This window comes from Deinococcus budaensis (assembly GCF_014201885.1).
GTDB classification, from domain to species: domain Bacteria; phylum Deinococcota; class Deinococci; order Deinococcales; family Deinococcaceae; genus Deinococcus; species Deinococcus budaensis.
On the sequence record NZ_JACHFN010000006.1, the window covers coordinates 105,783 to 129,035 of the forward strand.

30 protein-coding genes are annotated in these 23,253 nt (G+C 68.1%); 22 read left to right on the plus strand and 8 right to left on the minus strand.

What is annotated here, in order from left to right:
* The first annotated feature begins 7 nt into the window (after nt 1-7).
* The 12 genes from HNQ09_RS09505 to HNQ09_RS09560 all read left to right on the plus strand — a co-directional run bounded on the left by HNQ09_RS09505 (nt 8) and on the right by HNQ09_RS09560 (nt 11,257).
* Nucleotides 8-973, plus strand: coding sequence for a hypothetical protein (locus HNQ09_RS09505; RefSeq protein ID WP_184028374.1), 966 nt, complete (start codon nt 8-10; stop codon nt 971-973).
* Nucleotides 970-1,368: a hypothetical protein gene (locus HNQ09_RS09510; protein WP_184028377.1), complete on the plus strand. Its 399-nt coding sequence runs from the start codon at nt 970-972 to the stop codon at nt 1,366-1,368. The genes HNQ09_RS09505 and HNQ09_RS09510 overlap by 4 nt, the downstream gene beginning before the upstream one ends.
* 5 nt (nt 1,369-1,373) lie before the next feature.
* Nucleotides 1,374-1,763, plus strand: a complete 390-nt coding sequence (locus tag HNQ09_RS19255; RefSeq protein WP_184028379.1) for a thermonuclease family protein — start codon at nt 1,374-1,376, stop codon at nt 1,761-1,763.
* A 30-nt stretch (nt 1,764-1,793) separates the two neighbouring features.
* Nucleotides 1,794-2,201, plus strand: a complete 408-nt coding sequence (locus tag HNQ09_RS09520; protein ID WP_184028382.1) for a hypothetical protein — start codon at nt 1,794-1,796, stop codon at nt 2,199-2,201.
* Complete coding sequence (locus HNQ09_RS09525) at nt 2,191-2,559, plus strand: hypothetical protein (RefSeq protein WP_184028385.1); 369 nt, start codon at nt 2,191-2,193, stop codon at nt 2,557-2,559. The genes HNQ09_RS09520 and HNQ09_RS09525 overlap by 11 nt, the downstream gene beginning before the upstream one ends.
* A 9-nt stretch (nt 2,560-2,568) precedes the next feature.
* Entirely contained in the window at nt 2,569-3,363 is a 795-nt protein-coding gene (locus HNQ09_RS09530; protein ID WP_184028388.1) for a hypothetical protein, read from the plus strand.
* A gap of 2 nt (nt 3,364-3,365) precedes the next feature.
* Complete coding sequence (locus HNQ09_RS09535; RefSeq protein ID WP_184028391.1) at nt 3,366-3,893, plus strand: hypothetical protein; 528 nt, start codon at nt 3,366-3,368, stop codon at nt 3,891-3,893.
* Between the two features lie 23 nt (nt 3,894-3,916).
* A complete protein-coding gene (locus tag HNQ09_RS09540) occupies nt 3,917-6,571 on the plus strand; it encodes an alkaline phosphatase D family protein (protein ID WP_184028393.1) in 2,655 nt (884 codons plus the stop codon).
* 168 nt (nt 6,572-6,739) lie between these two features.
* Nucleotides 6,740-6,949 (plus strand): hypothetical protein, encoded by a 210-nt coding sequence (locus tag HNQ09_RS09545; protein WP_184028396.1) that lies wholly within the window; start codon nt 6,740-6,742, stop codon nt 6,947-6,949.
* 358 nt (nt 6,950-7,307) lie between these two features.
* A complete protein-coding gene (locus HNQ09_RS18885) occupies nt 7,308-10,082 on the plus strand; it encodes a class I SAM-dependent DNA methyltransferase (RefSeq protein ID WP_184028399.1) in 2,775 nt (924 codons plus the stop codon).
* Between the two features lie 19 nt (nt 10,083-10,101).
* Nucleotides 10,102-10,350 (plus strand): hypothetical protein, encoded by a 249-nt coding sequence (locus HNQ09_RS09555; RefSeq protein WP_184028402.1) that lies wholly within the window; start codon nt 10,102-10,104, stop codon nt 10,348-10,350.
* A 166-nt stretch (nt 10,351-10,516) separates the two neighbouring features.
* Complete coding sequence (locus tag HNQ09_RS09560; RefSeq protein ID WP_184028404.1) at nt 10,517-11,257, plus strand: DUF5131 family protein; 741 nt, start codon at nt 10,517-10,519, stop codon at nt 11,255-11,257.
* Here HNQ09_RS09560 and HNQ09_RS09565 read toward each other — a convergent pair.
* Nucleotides 11,241-12,362: a three-Cys-motif partner protein TcmP gene (locus HNQ09_RS09565; protein ID WP_184028406.1), complete on the minus strand. Its 1,122-nt coding sequence runs from the start codon at nt 12,360-12,362 to the stop codon at nt 11,241-11,243. The genes HNQ09_RS09560 and HNQ09_RS09565 overlap by 17 nt on opposite strands.
* A 575-nt stretch (nt 12,363-12,937) precedes the next feature.
* Here HNQ09_RS09565 and HNQ09_RS09570 point away from each other — a divergent pair.
* The 4 genes from HNQ09_RS09570 to HNQ09_RS09585 all read left to right on the plus strand — a co-directional run bounded on the left by HNQ09_RS09570 (nt 12,938) and on the right by HNQ09_RS09585 (nt 15,340).
* Nucleotides 12,938-13,204: a hypothetical protein gene (locus tag HNQ09_RS09570; protein ID WP_184028411.1), complete on the plus strand. Its 267-nt coding sequence runs from the start codon at nt 12,938-12,940 to the stop codon at nt 13,202-13,204.
* A gap of 84 nt (nt 13,205-13,288) precedes the next feature.
* Nucleotides 13,289-13,900: a restriction endonuclease gene (locus HNQ09_RS09575; RefSeq protein WP_184028414.1), complete on the plus strand. Its 612-nt coding sequence runs from the start codon at nt 13,289-13,291 to the stop codon at nt 13,898-13,900.
* A 358-nt stretch (nt 13,901-14,258) separates the two neighbouring features.
* Nucleotides 14,259-15,050 carry a hypothetical protein gene (locus HNQ09_RS09580; RefSeq protein ID WP_184028417.1) on the plus strand — a complete coding sequence of 264 codons (792 nt, stop codon included), beginning with the start codon at nt 14,259-14,261 and terminating at the stop codon, nt 15,048-15,050.
* Between the two features lie 47 nt (nt 15,051-15,097).
* Nucleotides 15,098-15,340, plus strand: coding sequence for a hypothetical protein (locus HNQ09_RS09585; protein WP_184028420.1), 243 nt, complete (start codon nt 15,098-15,100; stop codon nt 15,338-15,340).
* An 86-nt stretch (nt 15,341-15,426) separates the two neighbouring features.
* Here the strand turns inward: HNQ09_RS09585 and HNQ09_RS09590 are convergent, their stop codons facing one another.
* Genes HNQ09_RS09590 through HNQ09_RS09605 form a run of 4 tightly spaced genes read right to left on the minus strand, consistent with a single transcriptional unit; the run spans nt 15,427 to nt 17,343 of the window.
* A complete protein-coding gene (locus tag HNQ09_RS09590; protein WP_184028422.1) occupies nt 15,427-16,320 on the minus strand; it encodes a DUF3560 domain-containing protein in 894 nt (297 codons plus the stop codon).
* A complete protein-coding gene (locus HNQ09_RS09595) occupies nt 16,317-16,685 on the minus strand; it encodes a hypothetical protein (RefSeq protein WP_184028425.1) in 369 nt (122 codons plus the stop codon). Before HNQ09_RS09595 ends, HNQ09_RS09590 begins: the two co-directional genes overlap by 4 nt.
* Nucleotides 16,685-16,897: a hypothetical protein gene (locus HNQ09_RS09600; protein ID WP_184028428.1), complete on the minus strand. Its 213-nt coding sequence runs from the start codon at nt 16,895-16,897 to the stop codon at nt 16,685-16,687. The genes HNQ09_RS09595 and HNQ09_RS09600 overlap by 1 nt, the downstream gene beginning before the upstream one ends.
* A gap of 32 nt (nt 16,898-16,929) precedes the next feature.
* Nucleotides 16,930-17,343, minus strand: coding sequence for a hypothetical protein (locus HNQ09_RS09605; protein WP_184028431.1), 414 nt, complete (start codon nt 17,341-17,343; stop codon nt 16,930-16,932).
* 138 nt (nt 17,344-17,481) lie between these two features.
* Here HNQ09_RS09605 and HNQ09_RS09610 point away from each other — a divergent pair, with 138 nt between their 5' ends.
* Nucleotides 17,482-17,757, plus strand: a complete 276-nt coding sequence (locus tag HNQ09_RS09610; RefSeq protein ID WP_246363264.1) for a helix-turn-helix domain-containing protein — start codon at nt 17,482-17,484, stop codon at nt 17,755-17,757.
* A 273-nt stretch (nt 17,758-18,030) separates the two neighbouring features.
* On the opposite strand, the gene HNQ09_RS09615 is transcribed toward HNQ09_RS09610, so the two are convergent.
* Nucleotides 18,031-19,347, minus strand: coding sequence for a thymidine phosphorylase (locus tag HNQ09_RS09615; RefSeq protein ID WP_184028434.1), 1,317 nt, complete (start codon nt 19,345-19,347; stop codon nt 18,031-18,033).
* 53 nt (nt 19,348-19,400) lie between these two features.
* Here HNQ09_RS09615 and HNQ09_RS09620 point away from each other — a divergent pair, with 53 nt between their 5' ends.
* Nucleotides 19,401-19,793, plus strand: a complete 393-nt coding sequence (locus HNQ09_RS09620; RefSeq protein ID WP_184028437.1) for an ACT domain-containing protein — start codon at nt 19,401-19,403, stop codon at nt 19,791-19,793.
* Here HNQ09_RS09620 and HNQ09_RS09625 read toward each other — a convergent pair.
* Together HNQ09_RS09625 and HNQ09_RS09630 are read right to left on the minus strand one after the other, a co-directional pair.
* Complete coding sequence (locus tag HNQ09_RS09625) at nt 19,790-20,332, minus strand: (4Fe-4S)-binding protein (RefSeq protein ID WP_184028440.1); 543 nt, start codon at nt 20,330-20,332, stop codon at nt 19,790-19,792. The genes HNQ09_RS09620 and HNQ09_RS09625 overlap by 4 nt on opposite strands.
* On the minus strand, nt 20,292-21,293 hold the full coding sequence (locus tag HNQ09_RS09630) for a helix-turn-helix transcriptional regulator (protein WP_184028443.1): 1,002 nt from the start codon (nt 21,291-21,293) through the stop codon (nt 20,292-20,294). The genes HNQ09_RS09625 and HNQ09_RS09630 overlap by 41 nt, the downstream gene beginning before the upstream one ends.
* 20 nt (nt 21,294-21,313) lie before the next feature.
* Between HNQ09_RS09630 and HNQ09_RS09635 the strand changes: the two genes are divergently transcribed.
* The 4 genes from HNQ09_RS09635 to HNQ09_RS09650 are packed head-to-tail and all read left to right on the plus strand — an operon-like array spanning nt 21,314 to nt 23,240.
* Complete coding sequence (locus HNQ09_RS09635) at nt 21,314-21,862, plus strand: DinB family protein (protein WP_343057720.1); 549 nt, start codon at nt 21,314-21,316, stop codon at nt 21,860-21,862.
* Nucleotides 21,862-22,143, plus strand: coding sequence for a DUF1905 domain-containing protein (locus HNQ09_RS09640; RefSeq protein ID WP_184028445.1), 282 nt, complete (start codon nt 21,862-21,864; stop codon nt 22,141-22,143). Before HNQ09_RS09635 ends, HNQ09_RS09640 begins: the two co-directional genes overlap by 1 nt.
* 57 nt (nt 22,144-22,200) lie before the next feature.
* The gene (locus tag HNQ09_RS09645) at nt 22,201-22,722 is read left to right on the plus strand and encodes a DinB family protein (protein WP_184028448.1); all 522 of its coding nucleotides are present in this window, start codon (nt 22,201-22,203) and stop codon (nt 22,720-22,722) included.
* Nucleotides 22,719-23,240, plus strand: a complete 522-nt coding sequence (locus HNQ09_RS09650; RefSeq protein WP_246363265.1) for a DinB family protein — start codon at nt 22,719-22,721, stop codon at nt 23,238-23,240. Before HNQ09_RS09645 ends, HNQ09_RS09650 begins: the two co-directional genes overlap by 4 nt.
* The last annotated feature ends 13 nt before the right edge of the window (nt 23,241-23,253 follow it).

Here is a 23,253-nt window from a genome sequence, read left to right on the forward strand (position 1 = left end):
GGAAACGATGAACCGATTCTGGAGTTGGACAGCCGCCGCGCTGCTGTTCGTGCGGGACACCCTGTTGATGGCCTGGGGCGCGATGATCGGTCCCCTGCACTTCCTGCTTCCCCTGCTGATGCTGGCAACCGGCGGCAGGGCGCTGGCGCAGGGCGCGGGACTGCCCACGTTCGACCCCGTGTCCTGGGGCAGCAACCCCTTCGAACTCGGCGCGGTGCTGCTGTTCCTGATCGCGGCCATCAAGCGGGCGGTCGAGCAGAGCGCCCTGAAAGACAAGCGGGAGGTTCACAACCCCTGGCTGTGGCGTGGCGTCGCAGTGGTGATGGGCCAGGCCGGAGCCTTCGGGTTGCATTACGGCCGGTTCGGGGCCGAGTTGAACCTGTACGGCATGCTGCCGCCCCTCTCGGTCGCGGCCTTCGGCCTGGTCGCGGCGGGCGTGGCGATGGGCTTCCGGGATCTGCTAAAGACCGCGCTCGGCTGGCTGGCCCAGGCCTGGGCGACGAAACCCAGCAGCCCTGCCACGGCACAGAAGACGGTTCCTGCCTCCACGCAGCCCGGCCAGGGGACCATCGTCGCCACCACGGTGGCCACCACGGCCCCGCCGAGCGGTCTGGAGAACCTGGGACCGCGCGAGGCCCCCGCTGCGCCTCCAGCGGCCAGCGAGCCGCTTCCCTCGGGCCTGGAGGACGGCCCGCCCCCCGAGGCCTTCGACACCGCGCCCCGCGCCCTGCTCGGCCTGCCGTCGCTCGGGGGCCTGACCTCGCTGCCGCCCGCCGTGCAGGCCACGCTCACCGGACTGCTGGCGCAGGCCTTCGGGGGCAGCGTTCCCGCGCAGGTGGCGGTGGAGTACGCCCTGCGCCTGGCGCCACTGGTGCCGGACCTGGCGGACGGCAGCCCGTACCTGAGCGCCGACAACCGCAATCGCGTGCTCGACATCGTCCTCGACCTCAAGAAGAAAGCAGGCCTGACATGAAAAAGCACCTGATGCTGCTGGTCGCCGCCCTGTCGTTCGCCTCCTGCGCCCCGGTCGCCCAGCTCGCCCAGCCGGGCGAGGCGGCCACCCTCACCCGTGACGGCGCGAGCCTACTGCTGAGCAACCCTGGCCCTGACGCCCTGACCGGTGACCCGGGCCGCGCGGGAGACGGCCCGGCGCTGACCGTGGAGGGCAGCGGCCTGGTGCCCGACGACCAGGCGGCGCTGTGGTGCAAGTCCAACGGCATGAAGACCCGCCTGAGCTGCAACCTGCCGAACGTGCCCGCCGGATCTCGCCTGCGGGTGACCTTGATGGCCGGGCAGGTGGGTGACGCCCTGCTGCTGGCCTACCGCGCGAGCAAGGGCGCTGTGCCCGTGTTCGTGGCGCTGAAGTAGGGAGCGTGCAGCTTTCCCCCTTCCCGCCCGATCCGGGCGCCGACCGCTACGTCTACGACCGTCTCCAGGTGCTGCGGGTGGTGGACGGGGACACCGTCGTGCTGCGCTTTCCGCTGCCGTTCAACGTGCTGGCCGACCTCGACGTGAGGCTGCTGGGCATCGACGCCCCCGAACGGGTGGGCGCCAGCCGGGCGGCGGGTGAGGCGGCGAAAACCTACCTCGCCGCGCTGCTCGACTCCGGGGACGCGCTGCGGGCGCGCTCGCACAAAACCGACCGCTACGGCCGCTACCTCGCCGAGCTGTGGCTGCGGCGGGGCGGCGAGTGGCACAACGTCAGCCTGTTGCTGCTGGAGGCGGGCCACGCCTCGCCCTATGACGGCGGCGCTCGTCGCTAAGCCCCTCCCCGGCCGCCTGAGGAGGCTCCCATGATCACTTCCCGCGTTGACCTGACCGCCACCCGCGGGGACACCTGGAGCAGGCTCATCCCCATCGAGGTGCAGACCGGCCCGAACACCCGTCGCCGCGCCACAGCCGAGGAGCTGACCGCCCTGGCCGCGCGCTTCACCCGCATCCGCCTGCACGTCCGCGAGGAACCCGGCGCCCCGGACCCTCCTCTGCTGGCGTTGAGCAGCTCGACCGGGGCGCTGCGGATCGACCCGGCGGCAGGCGGCCTCGCCATCGAGGGACCGGCAACCCAGATGCGCGGATTTGACGGCGGCGAGTACGACGTCGAACTGACCGAACCCCGTCCCGGCAACCCCCAGGGCGACCGGGTCTGGACGCTCTGCACCGGGCGGGTCCAGGTGACGCCGGATGTGAGCGATGGCGCCTGAGCTGCCCTTTCTGGCCGGGGCCGAGATCATCCCCACCCTGCCGGGCCTGCCCCTGTTCATCGCGGGCGAGCTGCCCCCACCCCCGCCGCCCGCCTCGGCGCCAGCTCCCGTCGAGGGCGTGGCAGTCATTCCGCTGCCGGGGCGGGACGGGGCAGCCGGTCCCGTCTTCATCCACCAGCAGGCCCAGGCCGCCGCCGTGTGGATCGTCAACCACAACCTCGGCCTGCGCCCGGTCCATATCGCCGTGCAGGACCCCACCGGGCAGGGCCTGGAGGGCTACGGCGTGGAGCACGTCAGCAACTTCCAGACCCGCCTGTCCTTCTCGCCGCCCGCCGTGGGCGAGGCACGAATCACCTAGGGAGGCCCCATGAGCATCAAACGCTGGAAAGACCTCGACATGCAGGCCGCCAACCGCATTCTCAACCTGCCTGCCGCCGTCGCCGCCGGGCAGCCCGTCACCTTCGAGCAACTCCAGAGCCTGCTCGAAGGCCTGGCCTTTAAGGACAACGTGCGGGTGGCGACCCAGGCGAACCTGAACCTCGCCTCTCCGGGCGCGAACATCGACGGCGTGGCGATGGCCGCCAACGACCGCGTGCTGGTCAAGGCGCAGACCGTCCAGACCGAGAACGGCGTCTACCTGTGGACGGGCGCGGCGAGCGCGATGGTGCGCGCCGCCGACGCCAGCACCTTCGACGAGCTGGAAAGCGCCATCGTGACCGTGGACGAGGGGACCGACGCGGGCAAGACGTTCCGGCAGACGCAGGTGAACGGCGCCATCGGCACGAACAACGTCGTCTGGGCCAGCTTCGGCACCGGCGCCTCCCAGGCCACCGAGACCCTCAGCGGCATCGCGGAGATCGCCACCCAGGCCGAGACGGACGGCGGCGCCGACGACCTGCGGTTCATCACGGCCCTCAAGCTCAAGACCTCGGTCTGGGCGGCCCGGGGCTTTACCGTGCTGTTCGGCGACGGCAGCGCGACCCAGTACGACCTCTCGCACCTGCTGGGCGGCGAGGTGCAGGTGTCGGTCTACGAGGTGGCGACCGGCGAGTACGCCGACGTGCGCAAGCGGCGGGTGGACGCCAACACCATCCGCATCAACGCCACCCCGGCGCCCGCCACCAACTCCATGCGGGCCGTCGTCAGCCGAATCGGCGGCTGAGCGTGAGCCGGGACCGCTTTCCCCGCGTCCCGGTGCGCGTGACCGAGGCGCAGCTTCCCGGCGTGGCGGCGCTGCTGGGCGCGGACGACGGCGGGGCCTGGGTCGAGGTCACCGACGGCCCGTCGCCCGGCTGGCGCCGCTGGACCGGGACGGCGTTCGTCGCCGTCGCCGGGGGCACCAGCGCGCCCGCCCCCACCCTGATCACGGCGGCCGAGGCGCTCTCGGCCGGGGACCTGGTCGCCGTGCTCCCCGAGGGCGCGCGGCGGGCGAGCGCGGCGCAACTCGGGCGGGAGGCGGCGGGCTTCGTGCTCCAGGCGGCCGCCTCCGGCGCGCAGGCCGCCGTCTTTTTCCAGGGCGTCAACACGGCGGTGACCGGCCAGACGCCGGGACCGGCGTTCCTCGACCCTTACGCGCCCGGGCGGACCACATCCACGCCGCCCACGGCCGCCGGGCACCTCCTCCAGCCGGTCGGGTGGGCCTCCAGCGCCACCTCGCTGGTGTTTCAGCCCGGCCGCAGCACGATGCTGTGAGCTGACCCTCTCCGGGAGGCCTTTTGAACGTCGTCCAGCAGAAACACACCAACCTGATCTCCACGACCGCCTACACCTCGCACGCCGTCACGCTGGCCGCGCCCGCCACCGCAGGCAACCTGCTGTTCGCACTGATCAGCGTGGACAAGGGGCCGACGGCCATCGCCACCCCGAGCGGCTGGACCCTGCTGGAGGCCTACACCACGGCGAGCACCTCCGCCGCCCTGTGCTACCGGGTCGCGGCGGGCGGCGAGACCGGGCTGATTGTCACCTGGGACGTGGGCCGCCTCTCCTCGTCCCTGTTCCTGCTGGAGGCGAGCGGCCTGACCGCCACGCCCACCTTCACCAGCCTGAACAGCGGCGAGAACAACGTCAACGCCATCGACTTTCCCCCGATGAATCTCCCCGGCGCGGGCACGGCGCTCGTCGCCTACGTGAACGACAGTCACGGCGCGGTCATCCCCACCTCCACGGGCGGCATCACCCGGCTGTCCTCGACCGGGTCGGCGGAGGGGGACCGGACCGCCTCCATTCCCGAGTGTTTCGTGGGCTACCACGACGCCGCGGCAGCCGAGACGTTCGACGCGGCGGTGGGCTTCCCCAGCGCGGCCACAGATCAGTCCTACGGGGCCATCGTGTTCTTCCCCGCCTCGGCGGGCACCCCGGCCGCGACCCTGCGCTGGGCCTGGAGCGGCGTCGGCACCCAGACCGGGGGCACGGTCGTCGCCAAGACCTCGGCGGCGGCCAGCGTGCGGCTGCGCTACAGCACGGCCGCCGACCTCAGCGGGGCGCAGGACACGCCCGCGGTGACGACCGCCGCGCCGGACCTCACGGCGCGCTTCACCCCTGGCGGCCTGACGCCCGGCACCGTCTATCACTACGGGGTGGTCATCGACGGGGTGCTGCAAGCGGCCCGGGGCAAGTTCAAGACCGCGCCCGCCGCGCCCGCCAGCTTCACCCTGGTCGCCTCCAGCTGCGCGGCGACCGGCAGCACATCCACCGTGTTCGCCCGCATCGCCGCCCGCAACCCGGACGTCATGTTGCAGATGGGGGACCTGCACTACAGCGACATCTCCGGCAACGATCCTCCCCAGTACCGGGCGGCCTATGACAACTCCGTGGGGGTCAGTCAACAGCAGGCGCTGTACCGCCAGGTCGGGACCAGCTATGTCTGGTCCGACCACGATTTCGGCCCCAACAACTCCGACTCAACCTCGCCGGGCAAGCCAGCGGCGATGGCCGTCTACCGGACGCATGTGCCGTCGCTGCCCCTGCCCGCAGAGGGCGTGTATCACACGTTTACCTGGGGGCGCGTGCAGGTCATCGCCACCGACCAGCGGTATTTCGCCACGCCCGCCACAGCCACCGACAACGCCAGCAAGACCAAGCTGGGCGCAACTCAGAAGCAGTGGTTCAAGGACACTTGCCTCGCGGCCAAAGCCGCAGGGCGCGCCATCGTCTGGGTGAATCCCGAACCCTGGATCGGCGCGGCGGGCACGGGCGAGGACCACTGGGGTATGTATGCCACCGAGCGGGCCGAGCTGGCGACGTTCTTCCAGCAAAACGGCCTGAATGATCGCCTGGTGATCGTCTCGGGCGACATGCACGGCCTGGCGCTCGACGACGGCACCAACTCCAACTACGCCGCCGCGCCTGCCGGGAAAGGCCCGCCCGTCTATCAGGCGGGCAGCCTCGATCAGTCCGGCTCGGTCAAGGGTGGCCCGTATACGGGCGGCTCCCTGGCGGGACCCGGGCAGTACGGCCTGCTGATCGTCACCGACACGGGCGGGGCGACGCTGACCGTGCAGTTCCAGGGCATCAAGCCCGACGAGACGGTCTGGAACAGCCACACGGCGACCCTCAGCGTGCCGCCCGTGCAGGCGCCGTATATGACGGTCGAGAACGGGCAGCAGCGCCTGGTGCCGTTTCCCGCCCTGGGCGGAACACCCAGCCCTCACGCGGCCAGCCACGCCGAGGGAGGCACCGACCCGATCACCCCGGCGAGCATCGGGGCGGCGACTACCGGGCACGTCCATAATGCCGCGACCACCACCGTCCCCGGCTTCCTGTCGGCGGCAGACAAAAGCAAGCTCGACGGCCTGAGCAGCTACACCGACGAGCAGGCCCAGGACGCGGCGGCTTCCCTGCTGACGACCGGCACGCACAGCGGCATCACCTTCGCCTACGACGACGTGGCGGGCAAGCTGAACGCCAGCGTCTCCGTCAGCGGCGGCGTCACGACCAAGGCGATCACGGCGAATACGGCGGCCAACACCACCGTCACGCCCGCGACGATCACCGGCCTGGATTTTCCCCTGCTCGCCAGCACCACCTACGGGTTCGAGTTCATGATCCTGTTCCAGTCGGCCGCCCCGGCCACCGGCATCGCGCTGAACCTGCTCACCACCAACACGGCGCAGCTCGCGGCCAACGCGGATATCCCGGCAGCGGCAGACGGCACCGCAGGGACCTTCCACGGCTGGATCACCGCGAGTGCCGACAAGGTGATCGGCACGGGCGTCCAGGCGGCGACCACCACCTATGTCGCCTTGATCTACGGCGTCGTGCGGACCACGGCTTCGGCCGGGACCATCGTGCCGCAGTTCAGCTCGGAGGTCGCGGGGTCAGGCATCACGGTCATGGCCGAGAGCCACGGGCGACTGTGGGCCGTGCGCTAACACGCCTCGACGACTGGCGTACCCGGCAACGGGCGCGGCGCAGACGCTGACTTCAGGCCCCCTCCTGCTCTGGCTGCGCGCCGGGGCGGGAGGGGGCTTTTTTCTTTGGGATCAGAGGAGAGGACGCTGTTCAGGAAACGCTGTGCCGGAGGGCGCTACCATCCCGCAGTGACCGACTTCCGCCCCGGCCAGCCCCTCCCCGCCGATGACCGCAGCACGCAGGAGCGCCAGCTGTACCACGCCCAACTCAAGAGTGGAGAGTGGGCGACCATGACGCGCGAAGAGTCCACCTGGCAGTGGCGACGGCTGCGGGGTGAGGACGCGGACGGCTACGGGCGCGGGGGCTGGCGCGAGATGCAGAAGTGGTTGCTGGAATGAAGGAAGGCGACCCGGAGGCCGCCTTGATTTCTCCCCCAGCGCCCGATCCTCAGCCCTTGACGAGCTGCTTAGCGGGGACCTGGAACACCAGCGGGTCCCCTTCCCGGCCTGCCAGCTCTCGGGGCCTCGCGCCCAGGTCAGGGGCTGCCCGGCGGTCGTGCACGCCGCCAGGGGCGAGGTGACGCGCCGCCTTAATCTTTCGGGCTGACTTGTGGAAAACCCTGTGGATAACCCGTAATCTGCCGACACAGACGCAACCCCTGGTGGACGTGGGCGCCGCCTTGCAGGGTCAGAAAGTCAAGACCTGCCGCGAAAGCGGCGCTTTTTCGTTCTGAATCCACTGCCTGGAGTGTTCCCTATGTCCCGTGCGTCCCTGTCCCACCAAGACTTCGCCCAGCGCTGGCATGAGCGCGCCGCCAAGGGCAAAGAGTCTGCCGACTATCCGCTCCACTGGACCGACCTCTGCCGCCTGGTCGATCACCCGACGCCCCAGGAGGCTCCCCCGGAGTGGGACTACGGCTTCCAGCGGAGCGTGCGGAAGGTGGGGACCCGGGACCAGGGCTTCGCGGACGTGTTCAAGGCGGGGCACTTCATCGCGGAGTACAAGGGCTTCGGCAAGGACCTGGGCGCCGCGCTCCAGCAGGCCACGCTGTATGCCCGCGAGCTGGGCAGCCCGCCCCTGATCATCACCTCGGACATGAGCCGCATCGAGGTCAACACCGCCTTTACCGGCACCAGCCCCAAGACGTACCGGGTGACGCTCGACGACGTCGCCTCGAACCGCGTGATCGCCGGAAGTGATTTCCACGCGCTGGACGTGCTGCATTCGGCCCTCTGGAAACCCGAGACGCTCGACCCCAGGCTTCTGCGCGAGCGTGTCACGACGGACGCCACCCGGCGCATCGGGGCTGTGGCCCGCGCCCTGACGGCCCGGACGAACGACCGGACGCGGTCCGCCCACCTGATGATGCGGCTGGTGTTCGCCATGTTCGCCGAGGACGTGGGCCTGCTCGAACGGGGGCTGCTGAGTCAGATCCTGGAACGCGCCCGGCAGTACCCCGAGCGCAGCCTGACCTACTTCCAGGAACTGTTCACGGCGATGCAGCACGGCGGCGAGTTCTGGGGCAAGGACGTCCGGCACTTCAACGGCGGGCTGTTCGACAGTGGGGACGCGCTCGCCATCACGGCGCAGGACGCGGAGGCGCTGCTGGCCGCCGCTCAGCTGGACTGGGCCGAGGTGGAACCCAGCATCTTCGGCGCGCTCTTCGAGGACAGCCTGGACACGGCGGTGCGCAGCAAGCGCGGCGCGCATTACACCAGCGTCACCGACATCGAGCGCATTGTGGACCGGGTCGTCCTGGAGCCGCTGTGGCGCGAGTGGCACGAGGTCAAGACGGAGATCGCCGTCCTGAAAAGGCCGCACAAGCGCGTGGAGCGCCTGCTGACGTTCCAGCAGCGCCTGGCGCAGGTGCGGGTGCTCGACCCGGCATGTGGCAGCGGGAATTTCCTGTTCGTCGCCCTGAAGAAACTGCTCGATCTGGAGCACGAGGTCCGGGCAGCGGCGTTCGTGAACGAGGCGGGGCCGTTCGACATCCCGCCCCTGGTGCACCCCCGGCAGATGCTGGGGATCGAGATCGAGCCGTTCGCGCATGAGCTGGCGAGCATCACCCTCTGGATCGGGTACTTTCAGTGGAAGCGGGCGCACGGGGGAAACTGGGAGACGCCGGTCCTGCAACGCCTGGACGGCCTTCAACGGCGGGACGCCCTGCTCACGCCAGAAGGGACGGAAGCCGCCTGGCCCGCGGCGGAGTTCATCGTGGGGAATCCACCGTTTCTGGGGGACAAGTTCATGCGCCAGCGCCTGGGCGGGGAGTACACCTTGGCCCTGCGCGGCGTGTACGGTGACCGGCTCCCGGCCCAGAGCGACCTGGCCTGCTACTGGCCGGAGAAGGCCCGGGCGGCCATCGCCGCAGGCAGCAGCCAGCGCGCGGGCTTCGTGGCGACCAACAGCATCCGGGGCGGCAAGAACCGGACGGTGCTGGAGCGCATCAAGGCGACGGGGGACCTGTTCATGGCCTGGCCGGACGAGCCGTGGGCACAGGACGGGGCGGCCGTGCGGGTCAGTCTCTTCGCTTTCGATGGCGGCCAGGAGCAGCTCAGGACCCTCAACGGTCAGGCGACCCCGGACATCAATGCGGACCTGAGTGCGCGGGCCGATGTGAACCGGGCCGAGCCGCTCGTGGAGAACCGGGGCACCGCGTTCGTCGGCGCCATGAAAAAGGGCAAGTTCGATATCCCTGGCGCCTTGGCCCGGCAGTGGCTGCAGCTGCCCAATCCAGACGGCGCCTGCAATGGGGACGTGCTCAAGCCGTGGGTGAACGGCATGGACCTTACGCGCACGCCCAGTGATCGGTGGATCGTCGATTTCAACCTGATGACCCAGGCGGAAGCGGCGCGCTATCTGGCGCCCTACGAGTATGTCCGGACACAGGTCAAACCGGACCGTGACCGCGTCGCCAACCGGCTGGAGCGTGAGCGGTGGTGGCAGCACGCCCGGACCGCGCCGGATCTGCGGCAGGCGATTCAACCCCTGCCACGGTTCATCGGCATCCCACGGGTTGCCAAGCATCTGCTGCCCGTCTGGCTCACGCCTCCCCGGGTGGTCGACGGGCAGGTGGTCGTGGTGGCCCGCGACGACGACTTCACTTTCGGCGTGCTGGCGTCCAGCATCCACCGGACCTGGGCCAGGGCGCAGGGCACGTATATGGGGGTGGGCAACGACCTGCGCTACACTCCCTCCACCTGCTTCGAGACGTTCCCCTTCCCTCGCCCGGCTGGGGACCAGCGTGCGGAGGTCGAGAAGTGGGCACGCTACGTCGTGCAGCTGCGCGAACACCTGCTGGCTCAGGACGAGGGAGCGACCCTGACCGGCCTGTACAACGCCGTCGCCCAGCTGCGCGCCGAGCCGGACGCCTCGCATCCCGCCGCCGCCCTGGCGACCGCCCACGACCGCCTGGACGCTTCGGTTGCCGCCGCGTATGGCTGGGAGTGGTCCCTGAGCGAGGACGAGGTGCTGGCCCGGCTGCTGGCGCTCAACCTGGAGCGCGCATCTGCGGTCACGGCTCCCGCCTGAGCCGGGTACCCTGCTCCGCATGACGGACCGCGAGCGTCACGACGCTGCCAACGCCGAGCAGGTCCGGCTGCTGCGCGAAGCTCTCGCTGAAGCTCCGGCCGAACCGAGGCCAGAGGACACAGAGCGGCCACCTCCTCTGGTCGCCGTCTTCGCCTGCTTGTTTGCAGCCCTCGGGCTAGGCCTGAACCTGCTGGGATATGGCGGTGAGGTCGAGGCGTTGGTGCCTGCGCTATGGCTGGGCGGGATGGTCGTGCTGGGGCTGGCTTAGGCGGTGTAGGGGCGGCAAGCCTCGGACAACACGAGCCGTTTTGGCCCCCTCTCGCCCCAGCCGAAACCGAGAGGGTCGGTCGTTTTTTGCGCTTGAGACGATGTTTTACCATACGGTGGGCAAATATGTAAACTCACATTACGAACTGCGTTACTGTAGGAACATAATGGCTAGCCCACAGACAGGAATTGAATGGACAGACCGGACGTGGAACCCCACCACCGGCTGTAACAAGGTCAGCCCTGGCTGCCAGTTCTGTTACGCTGAGAGCGTAGCGCATCGGTTTACCAACCATTTTCCAACTGGCTTCGAGTTCAAAGTTCGCCGGGAACGCCTCAACCAGCCCAAGAGTTGGCGGGCCCCCAGCAGAATTTTTGTGGATTCTATGAGTGATCTATTTCATGAGTCCATGCCATTGGACTACCTTCAAGAGATTTTCGAGGTCATGAGGGAATGCCCACGACACGTCTTCCAAATTTTGACCAAGCGTGAAAAGAGACTGGCAGAGTTGGCTCCACGACTGACCTGGCCTGAGAACGTCTGGCTCGGGGTCTCCGTAGAGAACCAGAAGTACACCAGACGAATCGACGTTTTGCGGGAGGTCCCGGCCCACGTCCGCTTCCTTTCCTGCGAACCACTTCTTGGGCCGTTGGATCTCGATCTCACAGGCATCCAGTGGGTCATCACAGGGGGCGAGTCAGGTCGAAAGCATCGTCCTATCGAGGAGCAGTGGGTGCTGGATATTCGGGAGCAGTGTCGAGAGGCAGGGGTGGCCTTTTTCCACAAGCAATGGGGAGGCATCACCCCCAAGTCTCGTGGCCGACTGGTCGAAGGTCAGACCTACGACGAAATGCCGCTTGCATGGGCAGAACACCAAGCGCGGTTCATGCCTACCGCTTCAATCTGATCCTATCTTTCTCCTCGATCACGAGGCCGAGCTTCCGAATTCTGCCGGGCCTCGTGATCTCAATTCTGCCCTCTCGCTCCAGGTCTTGAAACACGCGTCGGATTTCTCCATCCCACGTCAGATTGTCCTCCCAACGTCGTTGCCAGATCTCTCCAGCAACAGTCAGAGCGTCCATCTCTCCACGGGATTGCAGTAGATCCAGAACTAGGTCAGATGTCGGGTCCTGCTGTGTCATCATAAAAAACAGGGGTTCAATAGTCCCCAGATTAACGCCCTTCAAAACGGCAGTAGCTCTACGCTTAACTGCTGTCTCCATTTCGAATCTCGCCTTTGGGCTAGTCGAAAGGTGAACAAGATGATATATGCTTGAGCCATTTTGATCTCCCTTAATACCAATTGGGAAAACGATCAGATTGTGAATTCCCTGTTCCTTAGCAGCCTTAAGAAGGTTGGTACAATAGAGACGCACTACCTTCTCCTGCGTTTTTTCGTCCTTAACCTCTGAAATATCACGCCATTCCGGTCCGCCAAAAACCTTATCGTTCAGCGCTGCTTTGCCATCCACGCTGAGAAACCGATTGATCCATGAACTCATGAAGGTAGCAAATGACTCCGTACGGGGCCTCTTAAGGATGCTAATAACAGTATCTATGTCTACGCCATCATATCCAAATGGATCAATGAAAACGAATGTTGGCTCCCCTGATGGAATGGCTTGCAAGATTGGGTCAATTTGATCTGCGAAGGACTTATTATAGAGATTGATTCGAATGCTAGGGCATTGGGGGCGGGCTTTAGTCACCTCCTGGCTGAGGGAAAGGTAATTTTCCGGCTCCAGTTCGACAGCGTAGACACGCAACCTGGCGTTGCCATTCGTAAAGCCGTACAGCTCTTCGCCTGTCCGCATGGCGATGATCGGTGAGCCCGGTTCCCCACCCTGATAGACCCCCCGGCCAGCGAAGCCGTCTACAAAGTGAAAAGTGGTGGGCTGCCTCCGCCCCTGAACTGCCATATATGCCTTGAGGTAGTGCTCCAGAATCTGGTGTTTGACCTCGGTCTGCCGCTTCATCATCCAGCGCTTCGGGTCGGTATTGTCCTTTGTCATGGCTTCTCCAGGAAGATAGAAAGCTCGCTAGGGCGGGAACAGATGGATTCGAAAACTGTACGGCACCCCAGGAAGATCTGCACACGAATGTGTGGTCTATACCCCCAACGCCTGCAAGAGCTACACGCGGGGGCGAGAAATCTATTAACCCGAACTGCCAAATTGCGTCAAAATGTACAAGCGACTGACGCTAACAAGCATGCCAGCCAGTCAGGGCGAAGGCGGATTCATGAGCGAATTTCTTCCTGGCAAGCCGCTACCCGACATTGACACTGTGAACCTGGAGGAACGGCGGCTCTACCACCATGTCACCCCCTCGGGGGTCGCCATCACCGTCTAACGGGAGGTGACGCTCTGGCGCTGGCGGCTTCTACGAGGTGTAGAAGCAGACGGTTACGGCGAGGGCAGTATGGAAGAGTTCAAGGCCTGGCTGGAGGGGCTTTAGCGACCACGTGAGTCGGAGGCTTGGCTGGCAAGGGGACAGGTTACCCACAGGGTTGCGACGCGCCCCCTGCATCCAGCTCGACTTCGCACCTCTCGTGTACAGCCCGCATGGCTCAGGGTACCCTTCCTCCATGCGCCCCGCCGACCTGACCCCTATCGAGATCGCGGACCTGCTCGACGCCGCCTACCGGCAGGACCTGGGCCTGCAGGACGGTGGCCCTGATCCCGAGAAGCGCGCTGCGCTGGCCGACTACCTCGGCTGCCACGAGGAGGCGCGCGACGAGGCCTGGGCCGCGTGGACAGATCTGCTGGAGAACGACCTGGAGATGGACGTCGGCGAGGCCGCCTACTGGCTGGACGTCGAGTTTGTGGAGCCGTGCCCGGAAAATCAGCCCTAAATCAAGGCCGGATCTGCTCTATCAACCCCGGGCTGACTGACGACTGTAGGAAGCAAGTCAGTGCGTATTCGCTAGCGTGCGGAAATGGCAAGACGCAGGAGACGCTCGAAAAAGGCGAAGAAGGATGAAGCGGCTGGTGGCGCCCTCTTGGTAGCGGCAGTGGGAATCTTCTGGATCGGCAGCTGGATAGCTAGCCTCTCGCTCTGGGTTTCCATCCCACTGGGCGTACTTGTGATCACAGCCGCAGTGCTAATCATCAAAGCCGTCCATGACCGCAACCGTAAACGCACGCTGGCACTTCAGGACCTGCGCGCGCTCAGTCCGCGAGAACTGGAGTTACATGTCGCTCAGGTTATTTCTGCGCTTCCAGGGTGGCGGGCGGATGCCACACGGGGCAGCAGCGACCAGGGTGCCGACGTCATCGCGGTGAGCCCCCGGGGAGCGCGAGTGGCCATTCAGGTCAAGCACTACACGGGCAACGTCGGAAATGCAGCGGTGCAGGAGATCGTCGCCTCGAAGGCCCTGTACCGCTGCGTCCACGCGGCCGTGGTCACGAGTGGGCCAGGCTACACCCGCGCGGCGCAGGAGTTAGCCCGGGCAAACAGTGTCGTCCTCTGGGGACCGGAGGCGCTCTTTCAGCTTCAGGCAGCAGCGCAAGCAGGGACGGCCCCAAGCCCGGCGGTGCTGCCCGGATGAGCACTTCCTGGCTCCTTCATCGCCCCGCATAAGGGGGCACTGCCCAGAACACCAAAGTCAGGGCCCACTCTCCAGCTTGGAGCGGGCCTCTTGAGTTCGCCTCAGCACCTTGGGAGGCTGCTGCTCCGCGTCGGCGTGGTTTGAGCATAAACGGGCGTTAAACCCGCTGCTGCACGCCTTTACGGAGTGTGAAGCCATCGCCGCCAGTCCCGCCCGAGTTGCCGCTGTTCAGTCTGACCGAACACACCGTCTAGGACGGTGTTTTTCCAATTTCGGAGACTTTACTTCCCGACCTCCGACCTTCAGACTGCAGACATCCAAGAAGGCGAAAACGCCGTCTAGAACGGAGGAAACCACTATGACCAAGCTCCCCGTGACCGCCGCCGACAAAGACGCCCTGATCGCCTCCGCTGCCGCAGTCGGCATCAAGGTCACCCGGACCAGCAAGGACTTCTTCCTCGAAGACGGCGACGACAAGGCGCGCGTCACACCCACTGAGATCAAGCGGCTGATCGCCGACGCCCAGCTCCAGGCCGCACACGAGGAAGACGAGCGGGCAGAGGCGCTGGCGCTAGCCGACGAGATCCGCGAACAGGAAGCAAGCGGCGACGTAACGGATGAGGTCGAGGTGCTGCCCGGGGAGGCGCCCGCACTCCAGTCCGTGCCGGTCGAGGAGGCCGTCGAGGCACCCGCCGATCCCAAGACTTCCAACCACGCTCAGCGAGTGGGCGGCCTGCGTCCGATCAAGGAAGCCAAGCCGAAGACCGAGAAGGCTGCGAAGGTGGTCGTGAAGTGGGGTCCGCCCTGCGGCGGTGACCTGGGGGGCGTGCCCGCCGCGCTGCACGAGGAAGGACGCAACCCCATCGTGCACTTGAGCTTCACGCCCGCCTCGACGCACAAGAACAAGGAGGAAGCCGCGGCGGCCGCGCGGCGTGGCAGCACGGCGGGCTGGCTGGCCGCCCTTGCCCAGGACGTCGATGGCACGCAGTTCTGGATCGTAGCCACCACCAACGAGCGCGGCAACCTGGTGCTCGACGGCCAAGAGGTCCGGCTGGAGCTGCTGACCGGCAAGGAGGCCGAGACGTACCGCGAGAAGGTCAAGAACGCTCGCTTTAAGACCAAGAGCCAGTGGGTCGCCCAGGCGATCTGAACCCGCAGTAACGGCCCCGGCTGTAACCGGGGCCAGGAGGTTTCGAGATGCCCGCCCAACTCACCCAGCCGCACGTCCAGGCCTTCGACCTCGTCAACTGGCACGTTGAGGACAGCTACCAGCGCGTCGAAGTCACCGGTCCCCATAGCCTGACCAACCTCACCCTCAGAATCGCTGGGGAGCGCCTGACCTACGCCGAGGCCCACGCCCTGGCCACAAGCGCCTGGACGACCGGCAAATGGGGGGAGTGGGAGTGCAACGGGATCACCGTCGAACCCAGCTGGAGTTGAGCCAGCACACAGGAAAGCCCCCGCCCAGCTTCGACTAGGGCGGGGGCTTCAGCGTTGTTCACAGGAGCCTGTGGATGACCTCGCTGTCAACCGCTGGTGGACACGTCCTCGTCCGGGCGGCGCAGCTCGTTGGGCCTGGCCATCATCTGCATCCCCCGGGCGCCGCCCTCCAGAATCTTCACGCGGACGTTCTTGGGGCCGACCCGCAGGACCTCGACCTTCCCGTACCGGCTGCTGAGCAGCACGTCGCCCTTCTTGTAGCTGGAAGAGGGGGCGAAAGGCGCGGGTGCCAGCCCCTCCAACCGGGCACGCTCGAAGGCCAGCCGCAACTCCAGGTGCTCGGCCCAGCGGCGCCAGTGGGCCGCACTCCGGTCCCACGATGCCTGCCGATCCGGCGTGGGTGGACGCGCCTCCAGATCCGCGAGCGACCGCTGCACCCGCCGCAGCTCCGCCTCCAGCTTCTCGATCCGGCGCCGAACCACGCCAGGGTCCGACTTCTGCCGGGCACGTCGCTCGACACCTGCCGCCCGCTGCTGCCAGTACTCGGCCTTGCGGCCCTCCTCCACCGCCTTTCGCATGTTCTGTTCACTGCGTTCGATGGCCCGGCGGTGCCGCCCCTCCGAGTGGTGCCCGACCTTGATCGGCTCGCCCATCGGGGGCAGGCCTGCGGACGCGGCCTGGCGCCTCTCCCCTGCCCGCCCTTCGGCAGCAGCGGCGCGGCCCGCGAAGCGGGTGAGCCTGGCGTCCGGGTCGTCGGGGTCGGTCTCGTGCTCGATGGATTCCACGAACTCCAGCAGGAAGTCCTCGCGTTCGGGCGTCCAGGTGGCGACCCAGGCCTCCGACCCGCGCCACCACCGGAACCCGGCCTCACGGGTCCGGGCGTACTCGTTGGCGTCCAGGCGGGCGCCGGGCGTCCAGCGCAGGGTGTCATCCTCAACGTTGTAAACCGCCGTGCCCAGCGGCTCGCGCTCGCCGGTCATGGCTCGACTGTCCACGCGCGCATGACCAGGCCCTCGGCCTCGTCGATCTCCACGTCCACGCGGTGACCCATGATGCGGGCGAGGTGGACGGCCTCGCGGATGGCGGGCACCGCCGTCTTCAAGGCGTGGAGGTCTAGGACCTCGCTGCCCGCTTCGACGATCAGCGCGAACGGCTCGCGCCAGTCCTCAGGGATGATTACCTCGACGTCGCCCAGGGTGCGGCGACCGGCACTGGGGTCTGGTAGGTCCGAGCGCCGGACCACGACCAGCCCGGCGGCCTCCAGCTTCTCCAGGGTGCGCTCGGCACCCCGGCCCAACGCCTCAAGGGCCGCCGCACGCGCGGCGGCCAAGTCAGGACGGGGCATCAGGCAACCGCCTGCTGATCAGCCAAATCCTGCTCGACGTACAACAGCGCCGCGTAGCCGTCGAGACTGCGATCCAGCGGGTAGACCTCGCCATCGGTGCCGGTGACGGTCATGGCGGAGAGTTGCACGCTGGCAACCGTCAAGCGCGCAGGTTGGTAGCCGCGGTTGCGGGTCGCCTGCATTCCGACGATTTCCCACGTCACGTGGTCCATGCGCCGGGCCTCCCAGAAGACAAGGGGCTGGTTCACGCGGCCCGACCTGTCTGCGCGTAGGCGTAGCTGCGGGTCAGGGCCGCCTCTTCGGTGGTAAGCGCAGCCAGGCTGGGCACGGATACGCCCAGGACCTCGGCCGCAAGTGCGTAGTGCGTGGCGCTGCGGTAACCCAGGACGCCCAGCTCGCGGTGCAGCTGGCACGCGGCGGCTTTGCCGATGGGAAGCAGGATCTCGTGCAGCAGCTCGGTACGGGTGGCGTTGTCGAGAATCCAGGTGGCGTCCGCGTAGCCCCTGAGCTGGCCGTCCACTGTTGCAGAGAGTTGACCGAGACCGTCGCGGGTCAGGGTGACGACTTGATGGGAGATGCTGCGGACCACGCCGTACTCGGTGTCTACGGTGATGGCCTTCCAGGTGCGGGTCTTGGCTCGGGGGGTGGTAGTGTCCACGGTGATCTCCTGCTGCGGGGGATTTCAGTGAAGGGCGCGGTCGTTCTTGGCGGTTCGGACGCGCCCTTCACTGATATCCAGATTATAACCGACATGGTTATAATAAGCAATATGACTATGCCCAGCTATGATGCTTCCATGCCTGCTGCGCTCTCCCCCACTGACCAGCGGATTCGTGACGCCCTGCGCGCTGCAATGGACGGCTCGTCTCCCCGCGTCACTCAGCAAGCTCTGGCGGATCGCCTGGGCGTCAGCCAGCCTGCGGTCGCCGCCATGCTGGCTGGACGACGCGGGCAGGTTCCGCAGAGTCTGATCGACATGCTGGAGGCCCTCGGACTGGAGATCGTGGTGCAGCCGAAGCAGCAACCCGTGCAGCAACACCAACCTTCTCCAACCCGCTCAGACCTGCCGTAATCCCTGCAAACCTTGACCAGCACGCGGAGAAACCACTCCGAACATTCCCAACCCTGCTTAAACGACCGTCCCGAATGAGATTGGGGTGGTAGGGGTCGTGAGTTCAAATCTCGCCGCCTCGACCAGCACAGACTCCCTCCCAGAGGGAGTTTTTTCGTTGTGTGGTTGCCAGCTGGGACGCCGTTTCTGAAAAGACGACGAGCGCGGGCGACCGGGCCTCGGAGAACCGGGCGCGGACGCAGGGGGGCCGGCCCTCCGGGGTCCCCAGGGGGGTCAGTTCACCCGGTCCAGAATCAGCGGCTGGGCCTGGGGCGCCTGGGCCGTCACCGTCAGACCCACTTCCAACAGCGCGCGGGCGGCGTCCAGGCCCCGGCCCTCCCGGTGGTAGAGCCGCAGCACCGCCTCTCCCGCCTGCACAGCCTCGCCGGGTTTGCGGAGCAGCTCGACGCCGACCCCGTGGTCGATGGCCTCGCCCTTGCGTTCGCGCCCGCCGCCCAGCACCAGGACGGCGCGGCCCACCGAGAGGGCGTCGATGCGCTCCACGAAGCCGGAAGCGGGGGCCACGATCTCGGCGCGGCCGGGCGCCACGTCCAGCCGCTCGGGGTGGTCCACCCGCGAGGCGTCCCCGCCCTGGGCGCCCACAAAAGCGCGGAACTTCGCCAGGGCCGAGCCGTCTGCCAGGGTCGCGCGGGCGCGGGCTTCCGCCTGGGCCGGGTCCTCCCCGTACGCCGCCAGCGCCTCGACGGCCAGGGCCACACACAGCTCGGTGAGGTCCTCGGGACCTTCGCCGCGCAGGGTCATGAGGGCTTCTTGCACCTCCAGGCTGTTTCCGGCCAGGTGGCCCAGCGGCGTGTCCATGTCGGTCAGGACCGCGCGCACCTGCCGCCCGGCGCGGGTGCCGATGTCCACCATCGCGCGGGCAAGTGCCCGGCCATCGTCCAGCGTCCGCATAAAGGCCCCGGCGCCCACCTTCACGTCGAGGACGACCGTGTGCGCTCCCGAGGCCAGTTTCTTGCTCATGATGGAACTGGCGATCAGGGGCAGGCAGTCCACGGTGGCGGTCACGTCGCGCAGGGCGTAGAGCTTGCCGTCGGCGGGCGCGAGGTCCCTGGACTGCCCCACCAGCGCGAGGCCGATCTCACGGGCCTGGGCCAGAAAGCGGTCCTCGGGCAGCTCGGGCGTCCAGCCGGGAAAGCTCTCCAGCTTGTCGATGGTGCCGCCCGTGTGCGCCAGCCCGCGCCCGCTCATCTTGGCGACCGTGAGGCCCAGCGCCGCCAGCATCGGCGTCAGGATCAGGCTGGTCTTGTCGCCCACCCCGCCGGTCGAGTGCTTGTCCACCGTGCGCGGCAACGTCCCGAGGTCCATCTGGTCGCCCGAGTCGGCCATCACCAGCGTCAGGTCGGCCGTCTCCTGGGGGGTCATCCCGCGCAGGTACACGGCCATCAGCCACGCGCTGATCTGGTAGTCGGGCACCTCGCCCCGGGTGTAGCCCAGGATCAGCCCCTCGAGTTCGGCGCGGCTGTGCTCTGAGCCGTCGCGCTTCTGGCGAATCAGGTCGGGCACGTGCAGAGAGGAGGAGGGGGAAGTCATAGGCCAGTGTACGGCGGGCGCCCGCAGACGGCCCGGCCCGGCATACTGCCCCCATGGCCCCGCAACTCATCCTCTCCGTGCTCGGCGGCGCGGCGCCCACCCGCTTCGCCGTCGCCCAGCTCGCCCCGGACGCGCCCCTCCCCGCGCCCGGCGGCGCCTTGTTCAGCCTGACGCGCACCCCGGACGAACTCTCGCTGGTGTGCGAGGAAAGCCTCGTTCCGGCGGGGGCCGGGCACCAGGACGGCTGGGCGGCCCTGAAGCTGCACGGCCCCTTCGACTTCGGGCTGACCGGCATCCTGGCCGCCGTGCTGGACCCGCTGCGGGACGCCGGGGTGGGGATCTTTGCGCTGAGCACCTTCGACACCGACTATGTGCTGGTCCCGGCGGCGCGGCTCGCGGAGGCGCGGGCGGCGCTGCGGGGGGCGGGCCACACGGTCACGGACTAATCCCGCCGCGCCCCGTCCGCCTGCTGCCCTTCTTCCGGGTGGCCGTCGCCGCGCTGATCCGGGGGCGCTTGACCGCCAGGCTGGTCACTCTTCCAGCCGATGCGGGCGTGGGTGCCGTCGCAAAAAGGCTTGTTTCCGCTCGCGCCGCAGCGGCACAGGGCGGCGCGGACCTCGCGCAGCTCGCCCGCCGGAGTCTGGAGCCGCAGGTCGCCGCGCAGGGTCAGGGGGCCGTCGGTGACCGGGGTGATGGTGGTGGGCACGGCGGGCGCCTCGGGGGGAGCGCCGTGCAGCGCGTAGTGCAGCGCGCCCGTGGGACAGGTCCGCACGACCTCGGCCACCCGCGCGGCGTCGGCCTCGTTCCAGACCTGAATCCAGGGACGCTCCCTGGGCCGGAACACGGCGGGGAGGCCGCGCACGCAGTTGGCGACGTGGACGCAGCGCGGCGCGTCGTAGTAGACGGTCACTTCGTCGCCCGCATACGCCTTGCCGCGCGCGAGGTCATCCGGCAGCGGGCCGCCCTGCACAGGGTCCTGGGTCATGGGCCAGTGTATGCCCGGCCTGCGCGGCGGCGCAGCGCCCGGCCAGCCGCCCGAACACCTCCCGCAGCTGGGGCGGGCTGTCCACCCGGAAGTCGCAGCCCAGGCCCAGCACAAAGGCGGCGAACCCCTCCAGGTCCTCACGCTGGGTCTTCAGGCGGGCGCCGCCGCCTTCGGGCGTGAGGTCGGTGTGCCACGGCGAGACGCGGCCCGCCAGTTCCCCCGGCGGGGAGGCCAGCCAGACGCTGATCTCGTGGGTGGGCGGCAGATCGCTCAGGGTGGCGCGCAGGTAAGCCAGGGCGTCAAAGGCCTCGGGCGGGGTGAAGCTCTCTTCCTGCACGCTCAGCCCGCGCATCCGGTCCAGCCGGAAGCAGCGCCGCGCCCCGCGCAGGTGACACCAGCCCACGGCGTACCAGCGCCCGCCCAGGTGAACGGCGCGGTACACGTCCACGGCGCGCGCCGTGGCTTCCCCGTGCAGCGAGACGTACTCGAACCCCACCGTCCGCGCGGCCCGCACTGCCTCCAGCAACCGCGCGAGCAGCGCCGCGTCGGTCGTGACCACCCCGGGCGAGGCGCCCAGCTGCACCGCGTCTTCCAGCGCGCCGACCAGCTCCCGCAGGGGGTGCGGCAGGGTCCGGCCCAGCTTGGCACCCGCCGCCTGCGCCGCCGGGGCCAGCGCCTGCAACCCCAGGTGCCGCAGCGCCTGCAAGCCCAGCGCCAGGCTGAGCGCCTCTTCCCCCGTGAACATCAGCGGCGGCAGCCGGAAGCCGGGTTTCAGGCGGTAGGCGCCGCCCACCCCCCGGCGGCCCTCCACCGGAATGCCCAGGTCTTGCAGCCGCGCCACGTAGCGCTGCACGGTGCGCGGACTGACCTCCAGCCGCCGCGCCAGTTCCGCGCCCGTCACGGTCTCCCGCGCTTGCAGCAGTTCCAGCACGGTCAGCACCCGCATGGAGGGGTCGTACATAGGCCCATCATCGCATTCAAATGCGTCTGACCCTGACGCAAATCCCGTTTACGCTGCGGACGGAGGCCGAGATGACGACTACGCCCACAACCGACAGCGCCACCATCCTGAGTCCCGCCGCCTTTCTGGCCCACTGGCAGGGCCACCGCGCCCTGACCCGCCGGGTGATCGAGGCCTTTCCGGAAGAACAGCTCTTTACCTTCAGCGCCGCGCCCCCCATGCGCTCCTTTGGACAGATGGCGTGGGAGATGCACGGCGTCGCGGAGTACACGCTGGGCGGGCTGGTGACCGACAGGTGGCCGACCCCCGACTGGACGGCGGACGGTCCCCCTCCGCAGGAAAGGGCCGCGCTGCTGGCCGCCTGGAACGCCCTCACCGCCCGTCTGGACGCCGAGTTGCCCGGCGTGCCTGCCGCCCGCTACCCGCAGACCAAGGCCCTGTCCTGGGGAGAGATGACGGCCTTTGACGCCGCGATCTACGCCATCGACAACGAGATTCACCACCGCGCCCAGGGCTACGTGTACCTGCGGGCGCTGGGGCTGGAGCCGCCGCCCTTCTGGGAGCGGTGATGGAGTTCAGCGGCCCGCTGTGGTTCTGGCGCGGTCCGGCCCCGTGGTATTTCGTGACCGTTCCGGCCCAGCACGGCGGCTCGCTGAAAGCGGCCTCCGGTCTGGTGACCTACGGCTGGGGCATGATCCCGGTTCGCGCCCGGGTGGGCAGAACCGAATGGAAGACCTCGCTGTTTCCCAAAGAGGGCCTCTATGTCCTGCCGGTCCGGGCCAGCGTCCGGCAGGCTGAAGGGATCGGCGAGGGAGACCTCGTGACCGTCCGAATGGAGATCGGAAAATAGCCACAGCAGGAATCCAGCGCCGGGTGCCCTGGATTCCTGACGTGATCGGAGACCTGCATGAACGAACCTGACCTGCTGCTCGAAGCCTTCCGCCGCAACGGGCGCGTGAACGGGGTGCTGCTCGCCGCCCTGACGCCCGCCGACTTCGACCTCAGCGACGGCCGGGGTGGCTGGACAGTCGAGCGGCACCTGCGGCATATGGCGGGCTTTCGCGTCGGCTGGCTGTGGAACCTGTCGCGCGAACACGCGGGCCCACTCCTCGACCACACCCAGAAGGACGCGGACGGCGACCCCCAGTGGCGCTGGCACGACTGCCCGCCCACCGAGCTGGCCGCCGCCTTCGCTGCGGGTGACGAGGCCGCCGTGAAGGCGGTGCAGGCGCACCTGGCCTCCGGAGAACCCTTCGCCGACCCCTGGAACGAGGGCGCCTACCGCTCCAACCCCGCCCACTTCCTTCAGCACACCATCGTCCACGACAGCCACCACCGGGGCCAGATGATGGCGCTGCTGCGGCTGGGCGGCCGGACGAGAGAAGAGATGGACGCGCTGGAGGGGCACTGGGCGATCTGGCGGGCATGATGGATATTCCTGGAACCTACGCCTACCTCGTCCGCGCCCGCCGGGACCTGTGGGCCACGCTGGAGGCCGTGCCCGACGAGGTGCTGTCGCGCCCGCTGCTGAGGGGTGAGCGCTTCCATTCCATCAAGGACCTCGTGGCCCACACCGCCCGCGTGGAGGACGGCTGGATTCACCACACCATCCTGCGCGACGCGCCCGTGGAAGACGCTTTCCCGGCGATCCAGGCCGCCGGGGACGGCCCGGTCTACGCGGGGTTCCCCCTGGCCGAGTTGCTGGCCTACTGGCGGGCGGTGGAGGCGAGCACCCTGGCTTACCTCGCCACGCTGACCGGCGACGACCTGGCGCGTGTCGTGGAGGACACGCCGGAGGAACACTTCCGGTTGGACGGCCTGCTGTGGCACGTGATGCTGCATGAGGTCCGGCACACGGCACAGATCGCCGCGCTTCTGCGCACACAGGGCCTGCGGCCGCCCTCGCTGGACCTGTTGTTCTACCTGCCGAACCTCCGCCAATCCTGACCCGAACAGGCCC